Source organism: Jejuibacter sp. L23 (assembly GCF_050815825.1).
Taxonomy (GTDB): domain Bacteria; phylum Pseudomonadota; class Gammaproteobacteria; order Enterobacterales; family Enterobacteriaceae; genus Jejubacter; species Jejubacter calystegiae.
Genome location: NZ_CP138199.1, coordinates 3,590,850 through 3,613,801, shown reverse-complemented (window position 1 = coordinate 3,613,801; position 22,952 = coordinate 3,590,850). Strand labels below are relative to the sequence as shown.

Genomic DNA, 22,952 nt, shown 5'->3' with positions numbered 1-22,952 from the left:
GGCATCGGGGATCAAAAGGTTATCCAAGGCTACTTTATCCGTGGAAATGGCGCAACTCGGGCGGGTCCGGTTGCGCTAATTTTCAGCCGTTTGCCGATCGGTTGAGCAGGGCGCGATCGAGACTGCGGCACTCCAGTGTACGCAGCAGCGCGACCGTGGCTTCCCACTGGGTCAGGGTTCCGTCCGGCAGTTCGGCCAGAATGGCGCGTAACAGATCCTGTGGTTGGTAGCCGCACAGATACATCAGGTTTAGCGCGGCCTGTAGCGGCGGTAGTGAGGGGTTATAGGCGGCATTCTCTGCATAGCTGCCGGTAAACAGCGTGCCGTCGCGCATCTCCAGCGCCACGCCGGAAGGCGACTGGCTATAGGGCGCGTGGCTGCGGTTGGCGGCGGCGATGGCGGCCCGGCTCAGGGCATCACCCTCCAGCGGATAGCCGTGGTCTTGTTCATCTAGCAGCAGCGTGGCGATATTGAGATCCTGCGGCCCGAAGGCATCCGGCAGGTAGTCGCCCAGAGTAGCGGGCTGGCGCCCTGGCAGGTGAATATGCAGATCGGTACCGCTGTTCAGTTCGTTCATAAACTGACGGCAGTGGCCGCAGGGGGTGTAGTTGACGGTAATCGCCGCCAGACGGCGTTCACCGCGCATCCAGGCATGGGCGATGGCGCTCTGCTCGGCGTGCAGGGTTTGCTGCATGGTGGTGCCCGGGAACTCCATATTGGCGCCCAGGTATATGTTACCGCTTTCGCCCCGGGCTACGGCACCGACGTTAAAGCGTGAAATGGCGGTGCGGGCGCAGGCTGCGGCCAGCGGCAGCAGGGCAAAGGCCAGCGCATCATCATCCAGTCCGCTCTGGCGCTTCAGGGTCTCCGCTTCCGCAGCGCTGAACATGGCGGGGAAGTGTTCATCGGCTACAAGTTGTGCCAGCGCGGAGTGCAGTTGCGCAGGCATCTGGTCGAGTGCGACCTGAAAACGTGAATGCATGAAAGGATTCCGAATCAGCTTAATGGAACCGTAGTGTACGGTGCTGTTGTGAAGCTATATGTGATCTTAATCCAATTATTAATGTAACAAATGAAAATTAACGTCAGTAAAAAGCGAACCGGCGCAGAGTTTAGCCCATCAGCGCCATGATTACCGGGAACATAAAGGGAGCCAGCAGCGAGGTGAAGATTCCGCAGATCACCAGCGCCAGAGAGCCAAAGGCGCCTTCCTGGTAATCGAGCTCCGCGCAGCGGGCGGTACCCAGTGCGTGAGAGGCGGTGCCCATGGCCAGACCGCGTGAGGCTTTGGTGCTGATATGCATGCGGTTAAGCAGAGTATGGCCAAATACCGCCCCAAGAATCCCGACGAAAATCACGCACACCGCGCTGATGGCCGGAATACCGCCGATGCTGCCGCCGACCGCCATGGCGATAGGGGTAGTGACCGACTTCGGTAAAATCGAAGCGGCGATCTGCGGTGTCGCCCCCATCAACAGTGCGACGGCAGTACCGGTAAACATCGCCACCACGCTGCCGATAAAGCAGATGCTGATAATCGACTTCCAGCGGGCGCGAATCTGATGCAGTTGCTCATAGAGCGGGAAAGCCAGCGCCACCACGGCCGGTTGCAGCAGATCGTTCAGCACTTTGCTGCCCTGGAAGTAGTGCGCATAGGGGGTGCCGCTCAGCAACAGTAGCGGAATAATCACCACCATCGAAACCAGCAGCGGATTGAGCAGCGGCGTTTTCAGCCAGCCCCCCAGTCTGCGTGCCGCGAAGAAGACAATCAGCGTCAGGGGAAGCGACCACCAGATATCGTGGATCATTTGTTATTTGCCTCTTTTTGTCCGATGACTTTGCGTTCGCCGTGAATTAAATGGGAGCTCCAGCTCACCACCACCAGCACCACCAGAGTGCTGACCACGCAGGAGACCACCACCGGTCCAAACTGGGCGCGCAGCAGATCGAAATACTGCATTACTCCAACGCCGATAGGCACAAACAGCAGCGCCATATAGCGAATCAGCAGATGGCAGCCCGGTTTCACCCACTGGGCAGGCAGAATTTGCAGCGACAGCAGCAGAAACAGAATCAGCATACCGATAATGCTGCCGGGAATCGTAATAGGCAGCAGGGCGGCGATGGCGATACCGGCATATAAACAGGCGTAAATCAGCAGAAAGGCCCGCAGGTAGTGCCAGATGATTTTTAAAGTCTTGTGCATGGCGTTAACCCTTAGTGAAACGCATTCATCATACAATTAAATCCAATTCTGTGATACAGGTAGCAACATGAATTCCAGGCATACCTTTTATTCCTGGCCTGCCTGACGCCGGAACGCAAGTCATGCACAGCGGCGAGAGAGACTTTATTACCCATGGCAGAAACGCTAGCATAGCGCCTCTTTATTCAACGGGCGGATTTATGCGGGTATTACTGGCGCCGATGGAAGGGGTGCTCGATGCGCTGGTGCGCGAACTCCTCAGCGAAGTGAATGACTACGATCTGTGCATCACCGAGTTCTTACGGGTGGTGGATAAACTCTTGCCAGTAAAGTCTTTTCTGCGTATCTGCCCGGAGCTGGAACACCAGAGTCGCACCCCCAGCGGTACCCCGGTGCGTATTCAGCTACTGGGGCAGTATCCCCAGTGGCTGGCGGAAAATGCCGCCCGGGCCGTGGAGCTGGGCTCCTGGGGGGTGGATCTTAACTGCGGTTGTCCTTCAAAGGTGGTAAACGGCAGCGGCGGCGGCGCCACGCTGTTGCGGGACCCGGAGCTTATCTACCAGGGGGCGAAGGCGATGCGTGAAGCCGTTCCCGCCCATCTGCCGGTGACCGTTAAGGTGCGACTGGGCTGGGGCAGCAGCGAACAGCGCTTCGAAATTGCCGATGCCGTACAGCAGGCTGGCGCCAGCGAGCTGGTGGTACACGGGCGGACCAAAGAAGACGGCTACCGGGCTGAACGCATCGACTGGCCAGCCATTGGCGAAATTCGCCGTCGTTTGTCGATTCCGGTTATCGCCAATGGCGAGATTTGGGACTGGGAAAGCGCTCAGGCCTGTATAAAGGTGACCGGCTGCGATGCGGTAATGATTGGTCGCGGCGCCCTTAACGTTCCCAATCTGAGCCGGGTCGTGAAAGAGAACGCCGCGCCAATGCCATGGCCGGAAGTGGTACAGCTGCTGCGCAAATATACTCGCCTTGAAAAGCAGGGCGATACCGGTCTGTACCACCTGGCGCGCATCAAACAGTGGCTGGGCTATCTGCGCAAGGCTTACCCCGAAGCGGGGGATCTGTTTAGCGCGGTGCGCCCCTGTCAGACCTCCCGGGCGGTATCAGAGGTCATTAACGGCTGGCAGCTCCCGCAGCAAGCCGGGATTGAATAAACGCTCTAAGCCACATTAGTGCCGGATCGCTGCTGTGGCGCTGATGCCATAGCAGCGATAGTTCGAACGGCGCAATAGTCAGCGGCGGCGGACTGGAGCACAGTCCGCCGCCGTGACGCCACACATCGGCCAGACCGGCGGGCACCGTCGCCAGGGCGGGCAGGGTCGCCAGCAGCCCGGGCATTCCCGCAAAGTGCGGTGTGGTATAGCAGATTCGCCGTTGCAGGCTCTGCTTACCGAGCAGGGTATCGATCTGGCTGCTGGCCGCTTCGCGGTAACTCACCAGCAGATGGGGATGTTCGACGTACTGCTCCAGGGTCAGCGGCGTTTCCAGCGCCAGCTGCTGCGGGTGCCATAGCGTGGTAAAGCCCATGGTGGTCAGCGCTTCGCGCTCCAGCCAGCGCGGACCACCGGCGGCGACGCTGACAGCCATATCCAGCTCTCCTGCCTCCAGCCGCTCCGGATCGCTGAACGGGTCGGCCGCCACCACGCTCAGTCGAATCCCTGGCGCCATCTTATTCAGCGCTGGCAGAATCTGCGGCATCAGCCACATCTCCACCCAGTCCGTCATACCGAGCGTAATGGTGGTGCTGGCCTGGGCCGGATTGAATTCCGGGCGCTGAAACAGCGCCGACTGTAGCTGTTCCAGCAGCGGCATCAGTTCACCGTGCAGCTCCATGGCGCGGGCGGTGGGCTGCATTCGGTGGCCGCTGCGGATAAACAGCGGGTCGTCGAACATTTCCCGCAGACGCGCCAGGGAGCCGCTAACCGCAGGCTGCCCCAGGTGCAGCTTTTCCGCCGCCAGCGACACGCTTTGTTCGCGGAACAGCACCGCGAAGGCGATCAGCAGGTTCAGGTCTATTCTGCGGAAATCATTCTCTTTGATAGTCATTATTTCTCCAATCAATTGGAGTGATACTAGCGATTCATCAATACTTCAGCAAGGTTTGTTCACTGTGTTGGAGGATAAGATGAAAACGTTAATGGCGTTGATGGTACTGACTGCTTCCGCAGCCGCTCAGGCCGCGATCTCGCAAACGGCATATGGCCTTAAACTGGGGGACTGGCAGGTGACCGCCGTCTCTGACGGCAGCGCTAAGGTGCCACTGGAAAAGCTGATGAAGAATATTCACCCCGATACTCTGCGCCAGCGTCTGGCGGCGGCGGGGGAACCTTCGCCCACCCCGACGGCGATTAATGCTTTTGTGATTGATACCGGGAAGCAGCGCATCCTGGTCGATACCGGAGCCGGTTCGCTGATGGGGAAAAGCAGCGGTCTGCTGGTGGATAATCTACGGGCCGCCGGGATTGCGCCGCAAAGCATTAATACCATTCTGCTGACCCATATTCACGCCGACCATTCCGGTGGGCTACAGCGCGACGGACAGTTGCTGTTTCCGAATGCCACGGTATGGGTCGATAAGAAAGATGTCGATTTCTGGCTCAATCCGGCCCACGGCGACGAGGTGACGGAAGCCGAGCGCCACACCTTTGAAGAGTCACGCCGCTCGCTTGCGCCGGTACAGGCGGCCGGAAAGTTGCGAACCTTTAACGCACCGGCGCAACTTCCTGAAGGCATCAAGGCCGTGGCGGCGCCGGGGCATACGCCAGGCAGCGTCATGTATCGGGTGACCCGGGGCGGTAAGACTCTGGTGCTGTGGGGGGATATTATCCACGCCGCCGCCGTGCAGTTTGCGCTGCCTGATGTCGCGATTCGCTTCGATGTGGATAGTGGTCAGGCGGTAGAGACCCGCAGGCGAATACTGGAACAGATTGCCGATGAAGGCGACCTGGTGGCCGCGCCTCATATTGCCTTCCCGGGGTTGGGCCACGTGGTGCATCAGGGCAGCGCCTTTCAGTGGCAGCCGCTTTAATTGTAAGGACGACGAGCGGCCAGCAGGAAAAACATCGGGCGATCGGCCTCTTCGGCGAGCTGGGGCGCGGCGACAATTTGCTCCGCCGTTGGGCCCCATTCATCGAGATGAATCAGCTCAAGGCCGCTGGCCAGCACCAGGTTTATCCAGGTGGCGAGTTTGCGGTGCTGCTTTCTGACATCGGCGTTAAACCAGTGGTTGACCCGTTCGCCTTCCTGCTGGTAGTGGTTAACCGGCCAACTGCGGCGCCCTTCGGCATCGCTGCCCCAGCCCAGCGCCAGCGGTGCGGTATAGATGGGATGCTCGGCGGAAAAGATCAGCATACCACCGGGAACCAGCGCCTGGTGGATGGTGGAAAACAGCGCCGGAATTGCTTTCAGATAGTGCAGGGTCAGGGAGCTCCAGACCAGATCCAGCGAATTTTCGGGGAGCGTCAGCGTTTCCAGATCGGCATGCTGCCATGCGATAACGTCGTCTGGCGTCATGGCCCTGGCCTGTTCCAGCATTTTCTGTGAGACATCGAAACCGGTGATGCTGGCGGCCCCCGCTTCCCGGGCATAGCGGCAGAACCAGCCGTAACCGCAGCCGAGATCGGCAATACACTTTCCGGTAAGAGTCGGCAGCAGGGCGCGCAGGGAAGGCCACTCAGGAGCGCCTTCCAGCCCCTGAGTCGAACGGTCAAGGGTGGCATAACCCGCAAAAAATTGCGGATCGTCATAGACATTCTGGGTCATAAAAACTCCATAGAGTAGGGGCGTCAGCCCGCGTTGTTATCCTTGCTTTCGCGCGCACTGCGCCGTTTCAGCCAGATACGCACCAGCCACACCAGGGCAATCACCAGCAGCAGCCAGACCAGATGCTTAATATGCTGATCGAATTTGTGCAGCCAGGGGGCAATCACCTCGCCGCCCAGGTAACCCAGCGCGCTGAACAGAGTGGCCCAGACTATCGCGCCCAGAATATTGAGCGGCAGGAAGATGCGCGGCGGCAGGCGGCTGGCGCCAATCAGGATCGGACCAATGATCCGGAAACCGTACATAAAGCGGGTGCCGATGACGAACAGCCAGGGGCGATGATTAATCATACTGCGCGCCCGGGCAATCTGTTTTTGATGGCGTGGAAAGCGCTTCAGCAGGCCATTACCGAAGCGGCGCCCTACCAGATAGAGGAGCTGATCGCCGATCATCCCACCGAGCGCGACTGCGGCCACCACCAGCGGAAACTTAAGCAGCCCCTGATGTGCGGCCACGCCGCCGAGCAGAGTGATGGTTTCGCCTTCCGCCAGACTGCCAATCACCAGCGCAGCGTAGCCGTAGTGGCTGATTAAATTATTAATATCCATTGACTGATAAAACCTTACTCTGGCGCGTGCCTGAGCCTTAAGCATACACCCACAGGCCATCGTCAGTCTCAACGGCGCCGCTCTCCCGCCGGAGATGCTCATAAAATAATCTATAATTAACCAGACGCGGTAGCGCGGCATCATGAGATGAGGGAGGTTACTATGAACCATGTCTGGGGGCTGTTTTCCCATCCCGATCGTGAAATGCAGACCATTAAGCGTGAAAACGAAACGGTATCGCACCACTATCTGCACCACGTGCTGATTATGGCGGCGATTCCGGTGATTTGCGCCTTTATCGGCACCACGCAGATTGGCTGGAACTTTGGCGCGGACAACTACCTTCAGCTGTCGCTGGGGACCGGGATTGGGCTTGCCGTACTGTTCTACGCCCTGATGCTGGCCGGGGTGGCGGTTATGGGGCGGGTCATTTGGTGGATGGCGCGCAACTATCCGCAGCGTCCTTCTCTGGCGCGCTGTATGGTGTTCGCCGGTTATGTGGCGACGCCGCTGTTTCTGAGCGGCATTGTGGCGCTCTATCCTCTGGTCTGGCTCTGCGTGCTGGTAGGCACCATCGCGTTGTGCTACACCGGCTATCTGCTGTACGTGGGGATCCCCACCTTCCTGAATATCACCCGCGATGAAGGGTTGAGCTTCTCCAGTTCGACCCTGGCGATTGGCGTACTGGTGCTGGAGGTACTGCTGGCCCTGACGGTCGTGCTGTGGGGCTACGGATATAGATTATTCTGAAAACGGCTGCGCCGTGCCGATTTCGCGCTCGGCGCAGCATTTAGTGACGATTCCCGGCTGGCGACGATGATTGGGGGCGGATATGATGCCGTTTCCGCACGTCGTCGCGTCTCTGAGGCTGACGGCAGCGGCTAATGCTATTTTCCCGTGAACAATTTGAAGCCGATCATGCCGAAACTCCGTCTTTCCCTGTTCAGCCTTGCGCTGATGCTAGCTGTTCCTTTTGCGCCTTCCACTGCCGCTGCCGCGACCAGCGCTGCCGCTTCCCATGCCGCCACGCCGCAGATTGCCTCTGGCAGCGCCATGCTTGTGGATCTGGCGACCAATAAGACCATCTGGTCGAGCCATCCTGATGTGGTGCGGCCTATCGCTTCGGTTTCTAAGCTGATGACCGCGATGGTGGTGCTGGATGCGAAGCTGCCGCTTAACGAAAAGCTGTCAGTGGACATCAGCCATACGCCGGAGATGAAAGGGGTCTATTCCCGGGTACGATTAGGTAGCCAGATCAGCCGTCACGATATGCTGCTACTGGCGCTGATGGCCTCGGAAAACCGCGCCGCTGCGAGCCTGGCGCACCACTATCCCGGCGGCTATGACGCTTTTATCCGCGCCATGAACGCCAAAGCGAAAGCCCTGGGCATGACCCATACCCATTTTGTGGAGCCCACCGGGCTTTCCGAAAGCAACGTCTCCACCGCCCGAGACCTGACTAAACTGCTGATCGCCAGCCAGCGCTATCCGCTGCTGGGCAATCTGAGCACCACGGTGGAAGACACCGCCACCTTTAGCCATCCCGCCTACAGTCTGCCGTTCCGTAACACCAACCACCTGGTGCGTCGCAGCGGCTGGAATATTCAACTGACTAAAACCGGCTTTACCAACGCAGCCGGCCACTGTCTGGTGATGCGCACTACCATTAATGGCCGCCGGGTGGCGCTGGTGTTGATGGACGCTTTCGGCAAATATACCCACTTTGCTGATGCCAGCCGCCTGCGCACCTGGCTTGAAACCGGCGAGGTAAAACCGGTGCCTGCCGCCGCGCTGGCCTATAAAAAAGAGCGCGCGGGACAGATCGCGGAAAATTGAGGAAATTAACCGGCGCCCGTCCAGGCGCCGGTCTGGGGATTACGCCTCTTTATGAGCGGCGGGGTCGTGATTCTGTCCACACCCGCACTCGCCCCAGTACTTCAGCTTACTGGTCTTGCCGATACCGGGATTCATGCTGTTGGTCGGGTCGTTGGCCTTATAGAAGGTACGCAGGCTTTCCGGCGCTTCGTACAGATGGCCGACGTTATGCTCTGCCGGATACTGAGCGCCGCGCTCACGCAGCAGCGCCAGCATCTGATCCTTGACCGCATGGGGATCCACCCCTTTCTTCACGATATAGTCCTGATGGAAGACGTAACACATAAAGTGACCGTAGTAGAGCTTATGCACCAGCTGGCTGTCGATCTCCGGCGGTAGCTGCTCGAACCAGTCGCGATCGTTGCGCTTCAGGGCGATATCCAGCGCTACGATATCCTCGACCTCCTCGGTGTGTACCGCATGGTAGCGTATTGCGGCGCCGGCAGCGGCAAAACGGTGCAGGAAGGCTTTGGCGCCCTCTTCGGCGGTGCAGGCAAAGAAGTCTCCCTCCGCTTCACGGAAGTACTGTGAAAGCCACTCCCGGGCCTCGTGAATGCCATCGCCCGCCATCTTCAGCAGCAGGTGATGTTCATATTTATCACGCCAGCTCTTCATCCGCGGCGGCAGATGGGCCGGGAACAGAGTGCTTAGCTTTTGCATAAAGCGGTCGGTAAAGTGGGGTTTCACGAAAGGCACACGTTCCAGCAATGCATCGGTCCGCCCCTTCATGGTGAAGAAGAAGGGCATTTTGTCGGTGCCCATCTTATCGATCATCAGGAAGGTGTCTTTGCCGTAAACCTCTGCAATATCGTAGATATCGCGGTGCATGTACTCACCAGCCACCGGCAGATGTTTAAAGTTAGCCAGAATATGGCGGCGGATTTCGGTCAGCACCTCTGGCTGATTGGTGCCGATGTAGAACACTTCCTGCTGTTTTTCCGCCGGGAAGGTATCCAGACGCACGGCAAAAACCGCCAGCTTACCGGCGCAGCCGGAGGCTTCGAACAGCTTTTCAGGGTTGGCGTTATAGCGTGATGGCGTATCGGCTTCGACATCGCGCACCCGATCGCTGTAGCTATGGTCAGAGGCCTGACGCTGGTCGTGCCGAACGTCTTCGGGGCGCACCCGTTCGTCGTCCAGACGGCCAAGAATCTGCTCCGGCGTTTCCCCCAGCTCAATGCCCAGGTGGTTCACCAGGTTCAGTTTACCCTGTTCATCAATGCGGGCGAACAGCGCCATTTCGGTATAGGCCGGGCCGCGCTGTACCAGCGAGCCGCCGGAGTTATTACAGATGCCGCCAATCACCGAGGCACCAATGCAGGAGGATCCGATCACCGAGTGCGGTTCACGGCCCAGCGGCTTCAGGGCCTTTTCCAGGGTGTAGAGCGTGGTACCCGGGAAGGCCAGCACCTGCTCGCCGTTATCCAGCAGTTGAAGTTTATCCAGACGCAGGGTGCTGATGATGACGATCTCTCGATCGTAGTCGTTGCCACTGGGGGTCGAACCTTCGGTCAGGCCGGTGTTGGCGGCCTGCATCAGAATAATGGCATCGGCATCCACACAGGCCTTCAGCACCCGCCACAGTTCCAGCAGGCTACCCGGAAAAACCACCGCCAGCGCATTTCCTTCGCCAGAACGGAAACCCCGTCGGTAACGGGCGGTTTTGGCCGGTTCGGTGAGAATATGGGAATGACCAACGTGACGGGTCAGTTCATTGATGAGCTCAGCGCTGTTGCGGGTCGCTGTAGGTGACATACTCCACTCCTTGTGGCCAATAGATAATTAATGATAGCTCTCAGAATATAACGTTCACAGAGAAAACACCGAAAGATCAGGCTATAACATTTCTTACGCGGTTTCGCTTGTGGCAAACTGCTATGCATATCAGGACGAGGCGGCTGCCAGCTCCTGCCGCTGAATATCGAGACAAGAGAGTGTATTAGATGAAATGGCTTTGTTCTGTAGGCGTTGCCGTGGGGCTGGCGCTTCAGCCAGCGTTGGCTGACGATTTAATCGGTAATCACCCCATGACCCCGCAGGCGCGGGATGCGTTTGTCAGCGATTTGCTAAAGAAGATGACCACGGATGAGAAGATTGGCCAGCTAAGGCTTATCAGCGTCGGTCCGGATAATCCGAAAGAAGCCATACGTGACATGATCAAAGAGGGCCAGGTCGGGGCGATTTTTAACACGGTTACCCGGCCGGATATCCGCGCCATGCAGGACCAGGCCATGTCCCTCAGCCGCCTGAAAATTCCGCTGTTCTTCGCCTTCGATGTGCTCCACGGTCAACGCACCATTTTCCCCATCAGTCTGGGCCTGGCGTCCACCTTTAACCTGGATACGGTCAGAACCGTGGGGCGGGTATCGGCTTATGAAGCGGCGGACGATGGTCTGAATATGACCTGGGCACCTATGGTCGATGTTTCGCGCGATCCGCGCTGGGGACGGGTGTCTGAAGGCTTTGGTGAAGATACTTACCTGACTTCCGTGATGGGGCGCGCCATGGTCGAGGCGATGCAGGGCAAAAGCCCGGCGGAGCGCTATTCGGTGATGACCAGCGTTAAGCACTATGCCGCCTACGGCGCAGTTGAAGGCGGTAAAGAGTACAACACGGTGGATATGAGCCCCCAGCGTCTGTTCAATGACTACCTGCCGCCCTATAAGGCCGGTCTGGATGCCGGAAGCGGTGGGGTGATGGTGGCGCTTAATTCCATCAACGGAACGCCCGCTACCTCTAATAGCTGGCTGCTGAAAGATGTGCTGCGTAAAGAGTGGGGCTTTAAGGGGATTACGATTTCCGATCACGGTGCCATTAAGGAGCTGATTAATCACGGCGTTGCCAGCGATCCGCGGGATGCGGTGCGGGTGGCGCTCAATGCTGGCGTCGATATGAGCATGAGCGACGAGTACTACAGCAGATATTTGCCGGAGCTGGTGAAGAGCGGCGAAGTCTCTATGGAAACTCTGGACGACGCGACCCGTCACGTGCTGAACGTGAAATACGATATGGGGCTGTTTAACGACCCCTATAATCATCTGGGTCCCAAAGAGTCCGATCCAAAAAACACCAACGACGAAAGTCGTCTGCATCGCGAAGAGGCGCGGGCCGTCGCTCGTGAAAGTCTGGTGCTGCTGAAAAACCGGCTGGAGACGCTGCCGCTTAAAAAGTCTGGCACCATCGCGGTGGTGGGACCGCTGGCGGACAGTCAGCGCGATATTATGGGTAGCTGGTCGGCGGCCGGAGTAAAAGAGCAGTCGGTGACCGTACTGCAGGGCATGAAGAACGTGGCCGGAGATAAGGCTTCGATCCTGTATGCCAAAGGCGCCAGTATCACCGACGACAAAGGCATGATTGACTTCCTGAACCTGTACGAAAAAGCGGTACCGGAAGAGAAGCGCACGCCGCAGCAGATGATCGATGAAGCGGTAGCGACAGCGAAGCAGGCCGATGTGGTGGTGGCCGTGGTGGGGGAATCCCAGGGGATGGCCCATGAAGCGTCCAGCCGTACCAGCATTGGCATTCCGGAAAGCCAGCGTCGGCTGATAGCGGCTATGAAGGACACCGGCAAGCCGCTGGTACTGGTGCTGATGAACGGGCGCCCGCTCTCGCTGGTGCGGGAAAACCAGCAGGCCGACGCTATGCTGGAAACCTGGTTTGCCGGGACCGAAGGGGGAAATGCTATCGCCGATGTGCTGTTTGGCGACTATAACCCTTCCGGTAAGCTGCCGATGTCGTTCCCGCGCTCGGTGGGACAGATTCCGGTCTACTACAACCATCTGAACACCGGTCGACCCTATAATGCCGATCATCCGAACAAATACACCTCGCGCTACTTCGACGAAGCTAACGGCGCGCTGTTCCCGTTCGGCTTTGGCCTGAGTTACACCACTTTCTCGGTATCGGATGTGAGTCTGTCGGCGCCGGTCATGACCCGCGACGGTAAACTGACCGCCAGCGTTACGGTGAATAATACCGGTAAGCGGGAAGGGGCGATGGCGGTGCAGATGTACTTGCAGGATGTGACCGCCACCATGAGCCGTCCGGTGAAAGAGCTAAAGGCCTTTAAAAAGGTGACTCTGAAGCCGGGCGAAAGTCAGACCGTTAGTTTCCCCATCGACGTTAATGCGCTGAAGTTCTGGAACGCGCAGATGAAATATGACGCCGAGCCGGGTAAATTCCGGGTGTACATCGGTCAGGATTCCGCCCGGGTAAAACAGGCGGAATTTGAACTGAAGTGATCGATCGGGGCCGAAAATAGCGGCCCCGATGCGTTTTGCATGCTGGAATCGTGATGCGACCGCAATTGTATGGGCTTCGCTGGTCACTTTTGGCTTTTTTCGTCCATGCTGTTGTATTCACCCATAACAAAAGTGAGAGGAACGGGATGAAAATCGGGAAATTGCAGGGATGGGCAGTGGCGCTGGGATTGATGCTGAGCGCGGCTTCGGCTGGCGCGGCGCAGCCGGTTACGGTGGGGTCCAAAATCGATACTGAAGGCTCGCTGTTAGGTAATATTATTTTGCAGGTGTTGGAAAGCCACGGTGTGAAAACCGTTAATAAACTGCAGCTTGGCACTACGCCCGTGGTGCGCGGCGCCATTACTGCCGGTGAACTGGATATCTACCCGGAATATACCGGTAACGGCGCGCTGTTCTTTAAAGATCAACAGGATCCGGTGTGGAAAGATCCCACAAAGGGTTACCAGAAAGTCAAAAATCTCGATGCGCAGAAAAACAAGCTGATCTGGCTGACGCCTGCATCGGCCAATAACGGCTGGACCATTGCGGTACGCCAGGAGCTGGCTCAGGATAACAAACTGAAATCTATGGCGGATCTCAGCCGCTATCTGAAAGAGGGCGGTGAATTTAAACTGGCGGCCTCGGCGGAATTTATCGAACGTCAGGATGCGCTACCGGCCTTTGAAAAAGCCTATGGCTTTAAACTTAAGCCCGACCAGCTACTGTCGCTTGCCGGGGGCGACACCGCAGTGACCCTGCGGGCGGCGGCGCAACAGACCTCTGGCGTGAATGGCGCTATGGCCTACGGCACCGACGGCCCGGTAGCGGCGCTGGGCTTGCAAACCCTGAGCGATCCTCAGCGGGTTCAGCCTGTCTATGCTCCGGCGCCGGTGGTACGTGAAGCGGTACTTAAGGAATATCCGCAGATGGCGCAGTGGCTGGACCCGGTGTTCCGGGCGCTGGACGAGAAAACGCTCCAGCAGTTGAATGCGAAGATCGCCGTAGAAGGGGTCGATGCAAAGCAGGTCGCCGCCCAGTGGCTGCGCGATAAAGGACTGGCAGGCGCTCAGGACTGATGCCGCGCTGTTATAACCGCGTCACCCTGCTGCTGTGCGCCCTGATGCTCCTGTCGCTGGCGTTGCCGTTTGTCAGCTACGCTCCTAATCGGCTGGTTTCCGGCGAGCCGCTCACGCTGTTTGCCGTGCCCGGCGGCCCGACCCTTTGGCTGTTGCCCGGGCTGGGGGGACTGCTGGCGCTGGCCTTTGTCGTCCAGCACCCTCGCACCCTGGGGCTGACCCTGCTATGGGGCGAAGTGCTGTTTCTGCTACTGCTGTTGCAGCTTGGCCGTAGCGCCGATGAACTGGCCCGCCAGGGGAGCGCCATTGCCCGGACCTCGCCGGGTGGGGGCTTCTGGCTGCTGATGGCTCTCTGCCTGCTTCTGTGTCACGACGCCACGCGACGCCTGACCCGACGTCCGCTGCTGCGCTGGCTGTTACAGGCGCAAATCTGGCTGTTGCCGCTGCTGATGCTGGCGGTCGGTCGCTTCGACGAGCTGTCTCTACTTAAAGAGTACGCCAACCGGCGGATGGTGTTCCAGGACGCCTTCTGGCGCCACCTGCTGCTGGTGGCCGGCACCCTGATTCCGGCACTGCTTATCGGTGTGCCGCTGGGGCTGTGGTGTCGGCGTCGTCCCGGACTGCGCGGTCCGGTATTTACCCTGCTCAATATTATCCAGACCATCCCCTCCGTGGCGCTGTTTGGCCTGCTGATTGCACCGCTGGCGGGGCTGTCACGCGCCTGGCCGTGGCTGGGGGAGATCGGGGTCTCCGGCACAGGCCTGGCCCCGGCGCTGATTGCCCTGGTACTTTATGCGCTGCTGCCGCTGACCCGTAGCGTAGTGGCCGGGTTGGATCAAACGCCGCGTCAGGTCATGGAAAGCGCCCGCGGTATGGGGATGTCCGGCTCCCGGATCTTCTGGCAGGTGGAAGCGCCGCTGGCGGCACCGGTGTTACTGCGCGGGATCCGCCTGGTGGCCGTACAGACGGTGGGTATGGGCACCATCGCCGCGCTTATCGGCGCCGGAGGTTTTGGGGCGCTGGTGTTCCAGGGGCTGCTTAGTAGCGCGCTGGATCTGGTGCTGCTGGGGGTGATCCCGGTGATTGCCCTGGCGGTGCTGGTGGACGGGCTTTTTAATCTGATAATTTCGAATCTTAAGGCCATAACTGATGATTGAGTTTAACGGCGTCAGTAAATATTACGACGGCGTGGCGGCGGTCAGCGATCTCAACCTGCACTGTCCGGAAGGCGCTTTTACCGTACTGCTGGGCAGTTCCGGGTCTGGAAAATCGACCACGCTTAAGATGATTAACCGGCTGGAGCCGCACGATAGCGGGACTTTGCTATTTGGCGGCCAGGATGTGCGGCGCATTGAAGTGAAAAGCCTGCGGCGGCGCATTGGCTACGCCATCCAGTCGGTGGGGCTGTTCCCTCACTGGACCGTGGCCCGCAATATCGCCACGGTCCCCAGCCTGCTGGGCTGGGAGCGCGCCAGAATCGAGGCGCGAATCGACGAACTGCTGGCGCTGCTTGGGCTGGAGGATGGCCGGTTTCGCAACAGCTATCCGCATCAGCTTTCCGGAGGTCAGCAGCAGCGGGTGGGGGTAGCCAGAGCGCTGGCGGCCGATCCCGAGGTACTATTGATGGACGAACCCTTTGGGGCGCTGGATCCGGTGACCCGTAGCTCGCTTCAGCAGGAGGTGCGACGCATCCATCAGCTGCAGGGGCGCACCTTTGTGCTGGTTACGCACGATGTGGACGAGGCGCTGCTGCTGGCCGACAGGCTGGTGGTGATGGATCAGGGCCGGGTGATTCAGCAGGGGAGCCCCGCAGAGCTGCTGACCCGCCCGGCCACGCCCTTTGTACGGGACTTCTTCGGCGGCAGCGAACTGGGCGTGCGTCTGCTGGCGCGTCGTACCGTTGCACAGTGGCTGCGCCCCGGTGAATGGCTGGAAGGGATCGAACCTATCGATGAACAGATGACGCTGCGTGAGGCGCTGTCCCGTTTTGTGGAGCAGGGCTGCCAGCGTCTGCCGGTAAAATCGGCCAACGGGGAGCGGCGCGGGGTGCTGCACTTTTGCGATCTGGCGGCACAGGAGCAGGAGTCCATGCCATGAGGTGGCTGCGTGAACCGCTTATCTGGCTGGTGCTACTGTTTGGCGCGCTGCTCTATGGCCTGCCGTACAGCGAACCACTATTCCGCTGGCTGTTTCCGGATCTGGCTAATCCGCTGTGGCATCAGCAGAGCTTTGCCTCCCTGACGCTGGCGCATCTGGCGCTGGTGGTGGTATCAGAACTGGTCGCCGTGGCTATCGGGCTGGGGCTGGCGGTCAGTCGTCCGGGAGGCCGGGAATTTCGTCCGCTGGTGGAGACTATTGCCGCCGTAGGACAGACCTTCCCGCCGGTGGCGGTACTGGCGGTGGCGGTGCCCGTGATGGGATTTGGCGCGCTGCCGGCATTAATCGCCCTGGCGCTGTATGGTCTGCTGCCGGTACTTCAGGGAACCCTTGCGGGGCTGGCGGTGGTGCCGGTCGAGGTTAAACAGGTGGCCAGCGGCGTGGGCATGGGGTCGTGGCGGCGGCTGTGGCAGGTGGAACTACCGCTGGCGGCGCCGGTGATTCTGGCCGGTGTACGAACCTCGACGGTGATCAATATCGGAACTGCGACCCTGGCCTCGACGGTCGGGGTCAATAGCCTGGGAACACCGGTGATTATCGGTCTGAGCGCCTTTAATACGGCCTATGTTCTGCAGGGGGCGCTACTGGTGGCGTTGATGGCTATCGTTATCGACCGCGCCTTCGGGCTGTGGCTGCGTCGGCTTAATTACCATGCAGAATAATGGAATACCCTGCCAGCATCACACCGCTAATCCCACCCAGAGCCAGCACGACCATTGCGCCAATGATGGCGATTTTTCCTGGTTTCATCGGTTACCTCTTCATGTTAACGGTTGGATTGTACCCTGAAACCGGTTGGTTAACCCAGCATTACGTGCCTGATAAAGGAAGAGTGTCGCCCGCAACGATGATACACTGCCGCACCGCATCCCGGACTCTGAAGGCTTTATGTTAAGTAATGATATTCTTCGTAGCCTGCGCTACATCCTGAAAACCAATAATCCCGACCTGCTACGGATTCTGGCGCTGGCCGGTACCGACGTCAGCGCTCAACAGCTAACGACCTGGCTTAAGAAAGAAGATGACGAGGGGTTTGTTCGCTGCCCGGACATCATCCTGTCGGCTTTTCTTAACGGCCTGATTTACGATCGGCGCGGGAAAGATGAAAATGCACCGCCGCTGGCGGTGGACAGACGTGTTAACAACAATATCGTACTGAAAAAGCTGCGTATCGCCTTCGCGCTGAAAACCGACGATATTCTGGCGATTCTGACCGAACAGAAGTTTCGGATTTCACTGCCGGAAATCACCGCGTTTATGCGGGCGCCGGACCATAAAAACTATCGGGAATGCGGAGACCAGATGATGCGCTATTTTCTGCGGGGACTGGCAGCTCGTCTGCATGGGGAGTAGCCCTTACCCCTCACCCCAAAGGGGAGAGGGGACTGGCGGGTACTGGTTTTCTCCCTCTCCCCCTGGGGATAGGGGACTGGCGGGTACTGGTTTTCTCCCTCTTCCCCTGGGGATAGGGGACTGGCGGGTACTGGTTTTCTCCCTCTTCCCCTGGGGATAGGGGATGTGCGGATGCTGGTTTTCTCCCTCTCCCCCCAGGGGAGAGGGCCGGGGTGAGGGGGCTTACTTCACCTGCTGACCAGGCTTAGCGCCGCTGTCCGGGCTTAACAGGAAGATATCCTTGCCCCCGGGACCTGCGGCCATCACCATGCCTTCCGATACGCCAAAGCGCATTTTACGCGGCGCCAGGTTGGCGACCATAATGGTCAGGCGACCGATCAGCGCCTGAGGATCCGGATAGGCGGAGCGAATGCCAGAGAAGATATTGCGCTTCTCGCCGCCGATATCCAGGCTCAGACGCAGCAGCTTATCAGAGCCTTCAACAAACTCAGCGTTCTCGATCAGAGCGATACGCATATCCACTTTGGCGAAGTCGTCAAAGGTGATGGTTTCCTGAATCGGGTCATCCGCCAGCGGGCCGCTGACCGGCGCCGCCGCGCTTGCCTTCACTTCCTCTTTCGACTCTTCGATCAGGGCGTCGACCTGTTTCATATCGATACGGCTATACAGCGCCTTAAACGGGTTCACCTTGTGGCTGAGCAGCGGTTGGGCTATGCCGTCCCAGGTCAGTTCGACGTTCAGGAAGGCTTCCGCACGGGCGGAAAGCTCCGGCAGAACCGGCTTCAGCCAGGTCATCAGCACCCGGAACAGGTTGATACCCATGGAGCAGATACGCTGCAGGTCGGCATCGCGGCCTTCCTGTTTCGCCACCACCCACGGCGCTTTTTCGTCAACGTAGCGGTTGGCCTGGTCCGCCAGCGCCATAATTTCGCGTACGGCACGGCTGAATTCGCGTTTTTCCCAGGCGTCGCCAATGCTCTGTGCCGCATCGACGAAGCTCTGATACAGCGCGGGGGAGTCCAGTTCGGCAGAGAGTTCGCCGCCGAAGCGTTTGGCGATAAAGCCCGCATTACGAGAGGCCAGGTTAACCACCTTGTTAACGATGTCGCTGTTCACCCGCTGAACGAAGTCTTCCAGGCTGAGATCGATATCGTCAATACGTGGTGACAATTTGGCGCTGTAGTAATAGCGCAGGCTATCGGCGTCAAAGTGCTTCAGCCAGGTGCTGGCTTTAATAAAGGTGCCGCGCGACTTGGACATCTTGGCGCCGTTTACCGTTACGTAACCGTGCACAAACAGGTTGTTCGGCTTACGGAAGCCGCTACCTTCCAGCATCGCTGGCCAGAACAGGCTGTGGAAGTAGACGATGTCTTTGCCGATAAAGTGATAGAGCTCGGCGTCGGAATCCTTGTTCCACCAGTCGTCGAAGTTAAGATCCCCACGCTTGTCGCACAGGTTCTTAAACGAGCCCATATAACCGATAGGCGCGTCCAGCCAGACGTAGAAGTATTTACCCGGCGCCCCCGGAATTTCAAAACCGAAGTAGGGCGCATCGCGGGAGATATCCCACTGCTGCAGACCGGATTCAAACCACTCCTGCATCTTATTGGCGACCTGCTCCTGCAGCGCGCCGGAGCGGGTCCAGGCCTGCAGCATTTCACTGAAGGCCGGCAGGTCAAAGAAGAAGTGCTCAGATTCGCGCAGCACCGGCGTGGCGCCGGAAACCACCGATTTCGGTTCGATCAACTCCGTCGGGCTGTAGGTGGCACCGCACACTTCGCAGTTATCGCCGTATTGGTCCGCCGCCTTACATTTCGGGCAGGTGCCTTTCACGAAACGGTCCGGCAGGAACATGCCTTTTTCCGGATCGTAGAGCTGAGAGATAGTCCGGTTTTTAATAAAACCGTTCTCTTTCAGGCGATTGTAGATAAGCGATGACAGCTCGCGGTTTTCTTCGCTATGGGTGGAGTGGTAGTTGTCATAGCTGATATTGAACCCGGCGAAGTCTTTCTGATGCTCCTGGCTCATTTCGCCAATCATCTGCTCCGGCGTTATGCCGAGCTGCTGGGCTTTCAGCATGATCGGCGTGCCGTGGGCGTCGTCGGCACAGATAAAGTTGACCTCATGGCCGCGCATTCGCTGGTACCGAACCCAGACATCAGCCTGGATATGCTCCAGCATGTGACCGAGGTGGATGGAGCCGTTGGCGTACGGCAGGGCGCAGGTTACCAGTATTTTCTTTGCGACTTGGGCCATAGTGACAATAAATCTTTCGTAGTAAAAAGGGAGATCGATAGTACCAGAAGGGGATTCAACTCAAAAGCGACGGCAGTTCAAATTATTCCTCGCTCTGGCGACTGTGCTCTCCTGTGCCCCCGGACTGTCAATCCCGGGCGTGGCATATGTATAATTAGCGGATGCAGTCTGTGAATGTCCGCAGACAACAACTACTACTACCTACAAAGGAGTCGGGATGAATTCGCAATCCCCGGCCGGTTCCCCGGAAGCCCTGCGCGCCATGGTTGCCGGAACGCTGGCTAATTTTCAACATCCAACGTTAAAGCATAATCTTACCGCCCTGAAGGCATTGCATCACGTGGCGTTACTCGACGGTACTGTCCATATCGAACTGCAAATGCCTTTTGCCTGGAACAGCGGCTTCGAAGCGTTGAAGGCGGAGTGCGGCCCGGAGCTGCTACGGCTGACCGGGGCCCAGGCTATTGACTGGAAGCTGAGCTACAGTATTGCCACCCTGAAGCGGGTGAAAAACCAGGCGGGCATTAACGGAGTGAAGAACATCATTGCCGTGAGCTCTGGTAAAGGCGGCGTCGGGAAATCCTCCACGGCGGTGAACCTGGCGCTGGCGCTGGCGGCGGAAGGGGCGAAGGTCGGGATTCTGGATGCCGATATCTACGGTCCCTCTATTCCCACCATGCTTGGCAGCGAACATGAGCGCCCGACCTCGCCGGATGGTACCCATATGGCGCCGGTCATCTCTCACGGCCTGGCGACCAACTCTATCGGCTATCTGGTAACGGATGATAACGCTATGGTCTGGCGTGGGCCGATGGCCAGCAAGGCATTGATGCAGTTACTGCAGGAGACGCTATGGCCGGATCTCGACTACCTGGTGCTGGATATGCCGCCAGGCACCGGTGATATTCAATTGACCCTGGCACAGAATATCCCGGTTACCGGGGCGCTGGTGGTGACCACGCCGCAGGATATTGCGCTAATCGATGCGAAGAAAGGCATCGTGATGTTCGAGAAGGTGGAAGTGCCGGTGCTGGGTATCGTCGAAAACATGAGCATTCATATTTGCAGCAGCTGTGGCCATCATGAACCGATCTTCGGTACCGGCGGCGCTCAGAAGCTGGCTGAAAGCTACAACACTGCGCTGTTGGGGCAGATGCCGCTGCATATCTCGCTGCGTGAAGATCTCGATCGCGGCGAGCCTACGGTGGTTAGCCGTCCGGACAGCGAGTTTACCGACCTCTACCGCCAGCTGGCAGGGAAAGTGGCGGCGCAGCTCTACTGGCAGGGGGAAATTATTCCCGGAGAAATCGCCTTTCGTGCTGTTTAATTGATTTACAACAGGTCGCCATTTCAGGCGGCCTGATATTTTCTATACAAATCTTGACGATTTATCTATACAATTCTTGACGTTCTATCTGCTGCCGCAGCGTATTGGGATGAATCTTACTATTTTGTAGATTATTTTTTCTAGTTATGTAATTAAAATGATCGAAAAATAAATTATTCCACCTTTTTAGCGTTGATTATTCCTGTGTTACACAATTTTGTTTGATCTACAACATAAGATGCATTAGAAATACCACTTATGAGATTGATCCCAAACCAGCGTGATGATGTGCATAGCCATGGGCTCTGGCGCGGGGTAGTTATATGAATCAATCAGGGTAACAAATCTCTAAGATGAAGAATAATTCCATGGGTGATTATTATTTGCTAAATAATGTGCGGTTCTCGCCCGAAGAACGTACCCTATTTAATGATGAAAGCGGTGAAATACTGGTATTAACAAATATTTCTGCCAGATGTTTGTTATGCTTTTGTGAGCATTATGAAGAGTTAATTAGCCATGATGAACTGATTGAGTTTGTCTGGGATGTTCAACATAAAACGGTCCAATATAATTCTCTGTATCAAACGCTGCTGATACTGCGGCGCTCACTGGTTCAGATCGGTCTGAGCCAGGAGATGATCCGTACCCTGCCGCGTAAGGGCTTTATCATGGGCGGCATACATCTGGAACGACACAGTAGTGAAACGCCGCCCGATATTCAGTATCAAAATGGTGCCGGGGAGCAACTGACCGAAATGGAAGCGCCTGCCGTTCAGGGCGAAATCGTGGATGATGATGTACCGCCGCTACTGATGTCGCAGCGCAGTGAAGCTCAAATCTCTGAGGTTACGTCGAACAAAGCGTCCGGTATAACGCTGCGTTTATCGCTCACGACCTGTCTGGCGATGGTCATGCTGCTGGTACTGGCGATTGCGGGGTTGTGGCACATTATTTCCCCTGAAAGTCGTAACTTTTTTGCCGGTTATGAAGTGGTTAAAGACGCACCGGGAGCCGGGATCTGTACCTGGCTGTATAACAGCGATGCCACGAACTTTCAGCGCCACCGGCAGTTCAGTGCCGACCATCCCGAGCTGTGCAATGAGCAGGAGGCTATCTATGTTACGGCGTATGATACTTCCCGTAAGATTTCAGCCGTAGCTTGTAGCAATAGCCTGACAACAGCCAATCGCCAGGCGCACTGCCTGTCGTGGTATTACCCTAATCGCCCAACAGTTAAGACTCCTTATAATGAAGAAAAAAAATAAAGTTGTGATTAGCGCTGTCGTCGCTGTTTTTCTTATTATTGCCGTTGTTGTCTATTTTTATCAGCTACCTTCGCGGCGAAATAACACCTTCGTTTGTAGCGCCCGGGTAGTGATAAAAAATGAAGATTATACCCTGTATACGCTGCTCAGTTTTCATCTGGGACGCAGTGAAGGCGTTGCTGCGCTGTCTGGTTATATGGAAGATGGACAGCACAGGGAAACGATGATCAATCGCTATATTCACTTTACGGAACTGGAGCGGGATGAAGGGAAACAGTTACATAGCGATCGGATCGTTCCTGCATCCAACGAAAATGTCTCCACCACGGCGCTGGCGGCAGTGTTACCCGATTTCTTTGTTGAAAAAGGTTATCTGTTAAATCTACAGCGTACCTGGGCCGGGGAAAACAGCTTGATGATTCTGGTGGCGGGGTTTCCGGCCATTCTCTGTGATTAAATTCCTCCCTTTTGGGGAAACGGATGCAGGTCCGTTTCCCCGGGGAGAGGCCGTCTGGCCGTGAGCGAACGTTTTTTTTAGCGCGCAAGCAGACTAATAATACCAAAATAAGATGGCGTTTCTTTTGTAAATAACAAAAGAAATCAAATTGTTACGTGTAAAGTTTTCTATGGAGGGATCTTATAACTCTTATCTCATCATGATAATAGGATTTATCTTGTTAGGTTATCTGGAATCGCTGATTATGCATTCGAACGAAAGCACTGCCAGTTACGACCCTAAGTGTTTTTATATCTGTAAAGGACAAACACAACTTTTCTCTCTGGGATTTGTTTTGGGTTTAATATCCGGATGGTGGAA

22 protein-coding genes are annotated in these 22,952 nt (G+C 57.4%); 13 read left to right on the top strand and 9 right to left on the bottom strand.

From position 1 onward, the window contains the following. Window positions 1–82: 82 nt before the first annotated feature. From cdd to SCU88_RS17260, 3 genes are all read right to left on the bottom strand, one after another. Complete coding sequence (gene cdd / locus SCU88_RS17270; protein WP_175341150.1) at window positions 83–982, bottom strand: cytidine deaminase; 900 nt, start codon at window positions 980–982, stop codon at window positions 83–85. 130 nt (window positions 983–1,112) lie between these two features. After that, the gene (locus SCU88_RS17265) at window positions 1,113–1,808 is read right to left on the bottom strand and encodes a CidB/LrgB family autolysis modulator (RefSeq protein WP_138098417.1); all 696 of its coding nucleotides are present in this window, start codon (window positions 1,806–1,808) and stop codon (window positions 1,113–1,115) included. Further along, window positions 1,805–2,206 carry a CidA/LrgA family protein gene (locus SCU88_RS17260; protein WP_138098415.1) on the bottom strand — a complete coding sequence of 134 codons (402 nt, stop codon included), beginning with the start codon at window positions 2,204–2,206 and terminating at the stop codon, window positions 1,805–1,807. Before SCU88_RS17260 ends, SCU88_RS17265 begins: the two co-directional genes overlap by 4 nt. A 200-nt stretch (window positions 2,207–2,406) precedes the next feature. On the opposite strand from SCU88_RS17260, the gene dusC reads away from it, so the two are divergent. Further along, a complete protein-coding gene (gene dusC, locus SCU88_RS17255; RefSeq protein ID WP_175341149.1) occupies window positions 2,407–3,366 on the top strand; it encodes a tRNA dihydrouridine(16) synthase DusC in 960 nt (319 codons plus the stop codon). Here dusC and SCU88_RS17250 read toward each other — a convergent pair. Continuing rightward, window positions 3,326–4,258 carry a LysR family transcriptional regulator gene (locus tag SCU88_RS17250; protein WP_138098411.1) on the bottom strand — a complete coding sequence of 311 codons (933 nt, stop codon included), beginning with the start codon at window positions 4,256–4,258 and terminating at the stop codon, window positions 3,326–3,328. The two genes, dusC and SCU88_RS17250, sit on opposite strands and share 41 nt — an antisense overlap. 79 nt (window positions 4,259–4,337) lie before the next feature. On the opposite strand from SCU88_RS17250, the gene SCU88_RS17245 reads away from it, so the two are divergent. Beyond that, window positions 4,338–5,240, top strand: a complete 903-nt coding sequence (locus SCU88_RS17245; RefSeq protein WP_175341148.1) for an MBL fold metallo-hydrolase — start codon at window positions 4,338–4,340, stop codon at window positions 5,238–5,240. Here the strand turns inward: SCU88_RS17245 and SCU88_RS17240 are convergent. Together SCU88_RS17240 and SCU88_RS17235 are read right to left on the bottom strand one after the other, a co-directional pair. Further along, a complete protein-coding gene (locus SCU88_RS17240; protein WP_175341147.1) occupies window positions 5,237–5,974 on the bottom strand; it encodes a methyltransferase domain-containing protein in 738 nt (245 codons plus the stop codon). The two genes, SCU88_RS17245 and SCU88_RS17240, sit on opposite strands and share 4 nt — an antisense overlap. Window positions 5,975–5,997: 23 nt before the next feature. Then, the gene (locus SCU88_RS17235) at window positions 5,998–6,582 is read right to left on the bottom strand and encodes a VTT domain-containing protein (protein ID WP_175341146.1); all 585 of its coding nucleotides are present in this window, start codon (window positions 6,580–6,582) and stop codon (window positions 5,998–6,000) included. Window positions 6,583–6,744: 162 nt separating this feature from the next. Here SCU88_RS17235 and SCU88_RS17230 point away from each other — a divergent pair, with 162 nt between their 5' ends. Together SCU88_RS17230 and pbpG are read left to right on the top strand one after the other, a co-directional pair. Further along, entirely contained in the window at window positions 6,745–7,332 is a 588-nt protein-coding gene (locus tag SCU88_RS17230) for a Yip1 family protein (RefSeq protein ID WP_138098403.1), read from the top strand. A 168-nt stretch (window positions 7,333–7,500) separates the two neighbouring features. Beyond that, entirely contained in the window at window positions 7,501–8,418 is a 918-nt protein-coding gene (gene pbpG, locus SCU88_RS17225) for a D-alanyl-D-alanine endopeptidase (RefSeq protein ID WP_175341145.1), read from the top strand. Window positions 8,419–8,457: 39 nt separating this feature from the next. Here pbpG and dld read toward each other — a convergent pair whose 3' ends face one another. Then, window positions 8,458–10,212: a D-lactate dehydrogenase gene (dld, locus tag SCU88_RS17220; RefSeq protein ID WP_175341144.1), complete on the bottom strand. Its 1,755-nt coding sequence runs from the start codon at window positions 10,210–10,212 to the stop codon at window positions 8,458–8,460. A 188-nt stretch (window positions 10,213–10,400) separates the two neighbouring features. Here dld and bglX point away from each other — a divergent pair, with 188 nt between their 5' ends. The 5 genes from bglX to SCU88_RS17195 all read left to right on the top strand — a co-directional run bounded on the left by bglX (window position 10,401) and on the right by SCU88_RS17195 (window position 16,593). Next, a complete protein-coding gene (gene bglX, locus SCU88_RS17215) occupies window positions 10,401–12,698 on the top strand; it encodes a beta-glucosidase BglX (protein WP_175341143.1) in 2,298 nt (765 codons plus the stop codon). Window positions 12,699–12,844: 146 nt separating this feature from the next. Further along, the gene (gene osmF / locus SCU88_RS17210) at window positions 12,845–13,774 is read left to right on the top strand and encodes a glycine betaine ABC transporter substrate-binding protein OsmF (protein ID WP_175341142.1); all 930 of its coding nucleotides are present in this window, start codon (window positions 12,845–12,847) and stop codon (window positions 13,772–13,774) included. After that, the gene (locus SCU88_RS17205) at window positions 13,774–14,931 is read left to right on the top strand and encodes an ABC transporter permease subunit (RefSeq protein ID WP_175341141.1); all 1,158 of its coding nucleotides are present in this window, start codon (window positions 13,774–13,776) and stop codon (window positions 14,929–14,931) included. Before osmF ends, SCU88_RS17205 begins: the two co-directional genes overlap by 1 nt. Continuing rightward, window positions 14,924–15,871, top strand: coding sequence for an ATP-binding cassette domain-containing protein (locus tag SCU88_RS17200; protein ID WP_175341140.1), 948 nt, complete (start codon window positions 14,924–14,926; stop codon window positions 15,869–15,871). The genes SCU88_RS17205 and SCU88_RS17200 overlap by 8 nt, the downstream gene beginning before the upstream one ends. After that, the gene (locus SCU88_RS17195; RefSeq protein WP_175341139.1) at window positions 15,868–16,593 is read left to right on the top strand and encodes an ABC transporter permease subunit; all 726 of its coding nucleotides are present in this window, start codon (window positions 15,868–15,870) and stop codon (window positions 16,591–16,593) included. The genes SCU88_RS17200 and SCU88_RS17195 overlap by 4 nt, the downstream gene beginning before the upstream one ends. Here SCU88_RS17195 and SCU88_RS17190 read toward each other — a convergent pair. Further along, complete coding sequence (locus SCU88_RS17190) at window positions 16,574–16,681, bottom strand: hypothetical protein (protein ID WP_241666544.1); 108 nt, start codon at window positions 16,679–16,681, stop codon at window positions 16,574–16,576. The genes SCU88_RS17195 and SCU88_RS17190 overlap by 20 nt on opposite strands. 138 nt (window positions 16,682–16,819) lie before the next feature. On the opposite strand from SCU88_RS17190, the gene SCU88_RS17185 reads away from it, so the two are divergent. Further along, window positions 16,820–17,284 (top strand): DUF1456 family protein, encoded by a 465-nt coding sequence (locus SCU88_RS17185; RefSeq protein WP_138098387.1) that lies wholly within the window; start codon window positions 16,820–16,822, stop codon window positions 17,282–17,284. Window positions 17,285–17,506: 222 nt separating this feature from the next. On the opposite strand, the gene metG is transcribed toward SCU88_RS17185, so the two are convergent. Then, window positions 17,507–19,540, bottom strand: coding sequence for a methionine--tRNA ligase (gene metG, locus SCU88_RS17180; RefSeq protein ID WP_138098380.1), 2,034 nt, complete (start codon window positions 19,538–19,540; stop codon window positions 17,507–17,509). Between the two features lie 217 nt (window positions 19,541–19,757). Here metG and apbC point away from each other — a divergent pair, with 217 nt between their 5' ends. The 3 genes from apbC (at window position 19,758) to SCU88_RS17165 (ending at window position 22,592) form a co-directional block, all read left to right on the top strand. Next, window positions 19,758–20,867: an iron-sulfur cluster carrier protein ApbC gene (gene apbC, locus SCU88_RS17175; protein WP_175341138.1), complete on the top strand. Its 1,110-nt coding sequence runs from the start codon at window positions 19,758–19,760 to the stop codon at window positions 20,865–20,867. Window positions 20,868–21,235: 368 nt separating this feature from the next. After that, window positions 21,236–22,135 carry a winged helix-turn-helix domain-containing protein gene (locus SCU88_RS17170; RefSeq protein WP_431810033.1) on the top strand — a complete coding sequence of 300 codons (900 nt, stop codon included), beginning with the start codon at window positions 21,236–21,238 and terminating at the stop codon, window positions 22,133–22,135. Beyond that, window positions 22,119–22,592: a hypothetical protein gene (locus SCU88_RS17165; protein ID WP_175341136.1), complete on the top strand. Its 474-nt coding sequence runs from the start codon at window positions 22,119–22,121 to the stop codon at window positions 22,590–22,592. Before SCU88_RS17170 ends, SCU88_RS17165 begins: the two co-directional genes overlap by 17 nt. Window positions 22,593–22,952: the final 360 nt, after the last annotated feature.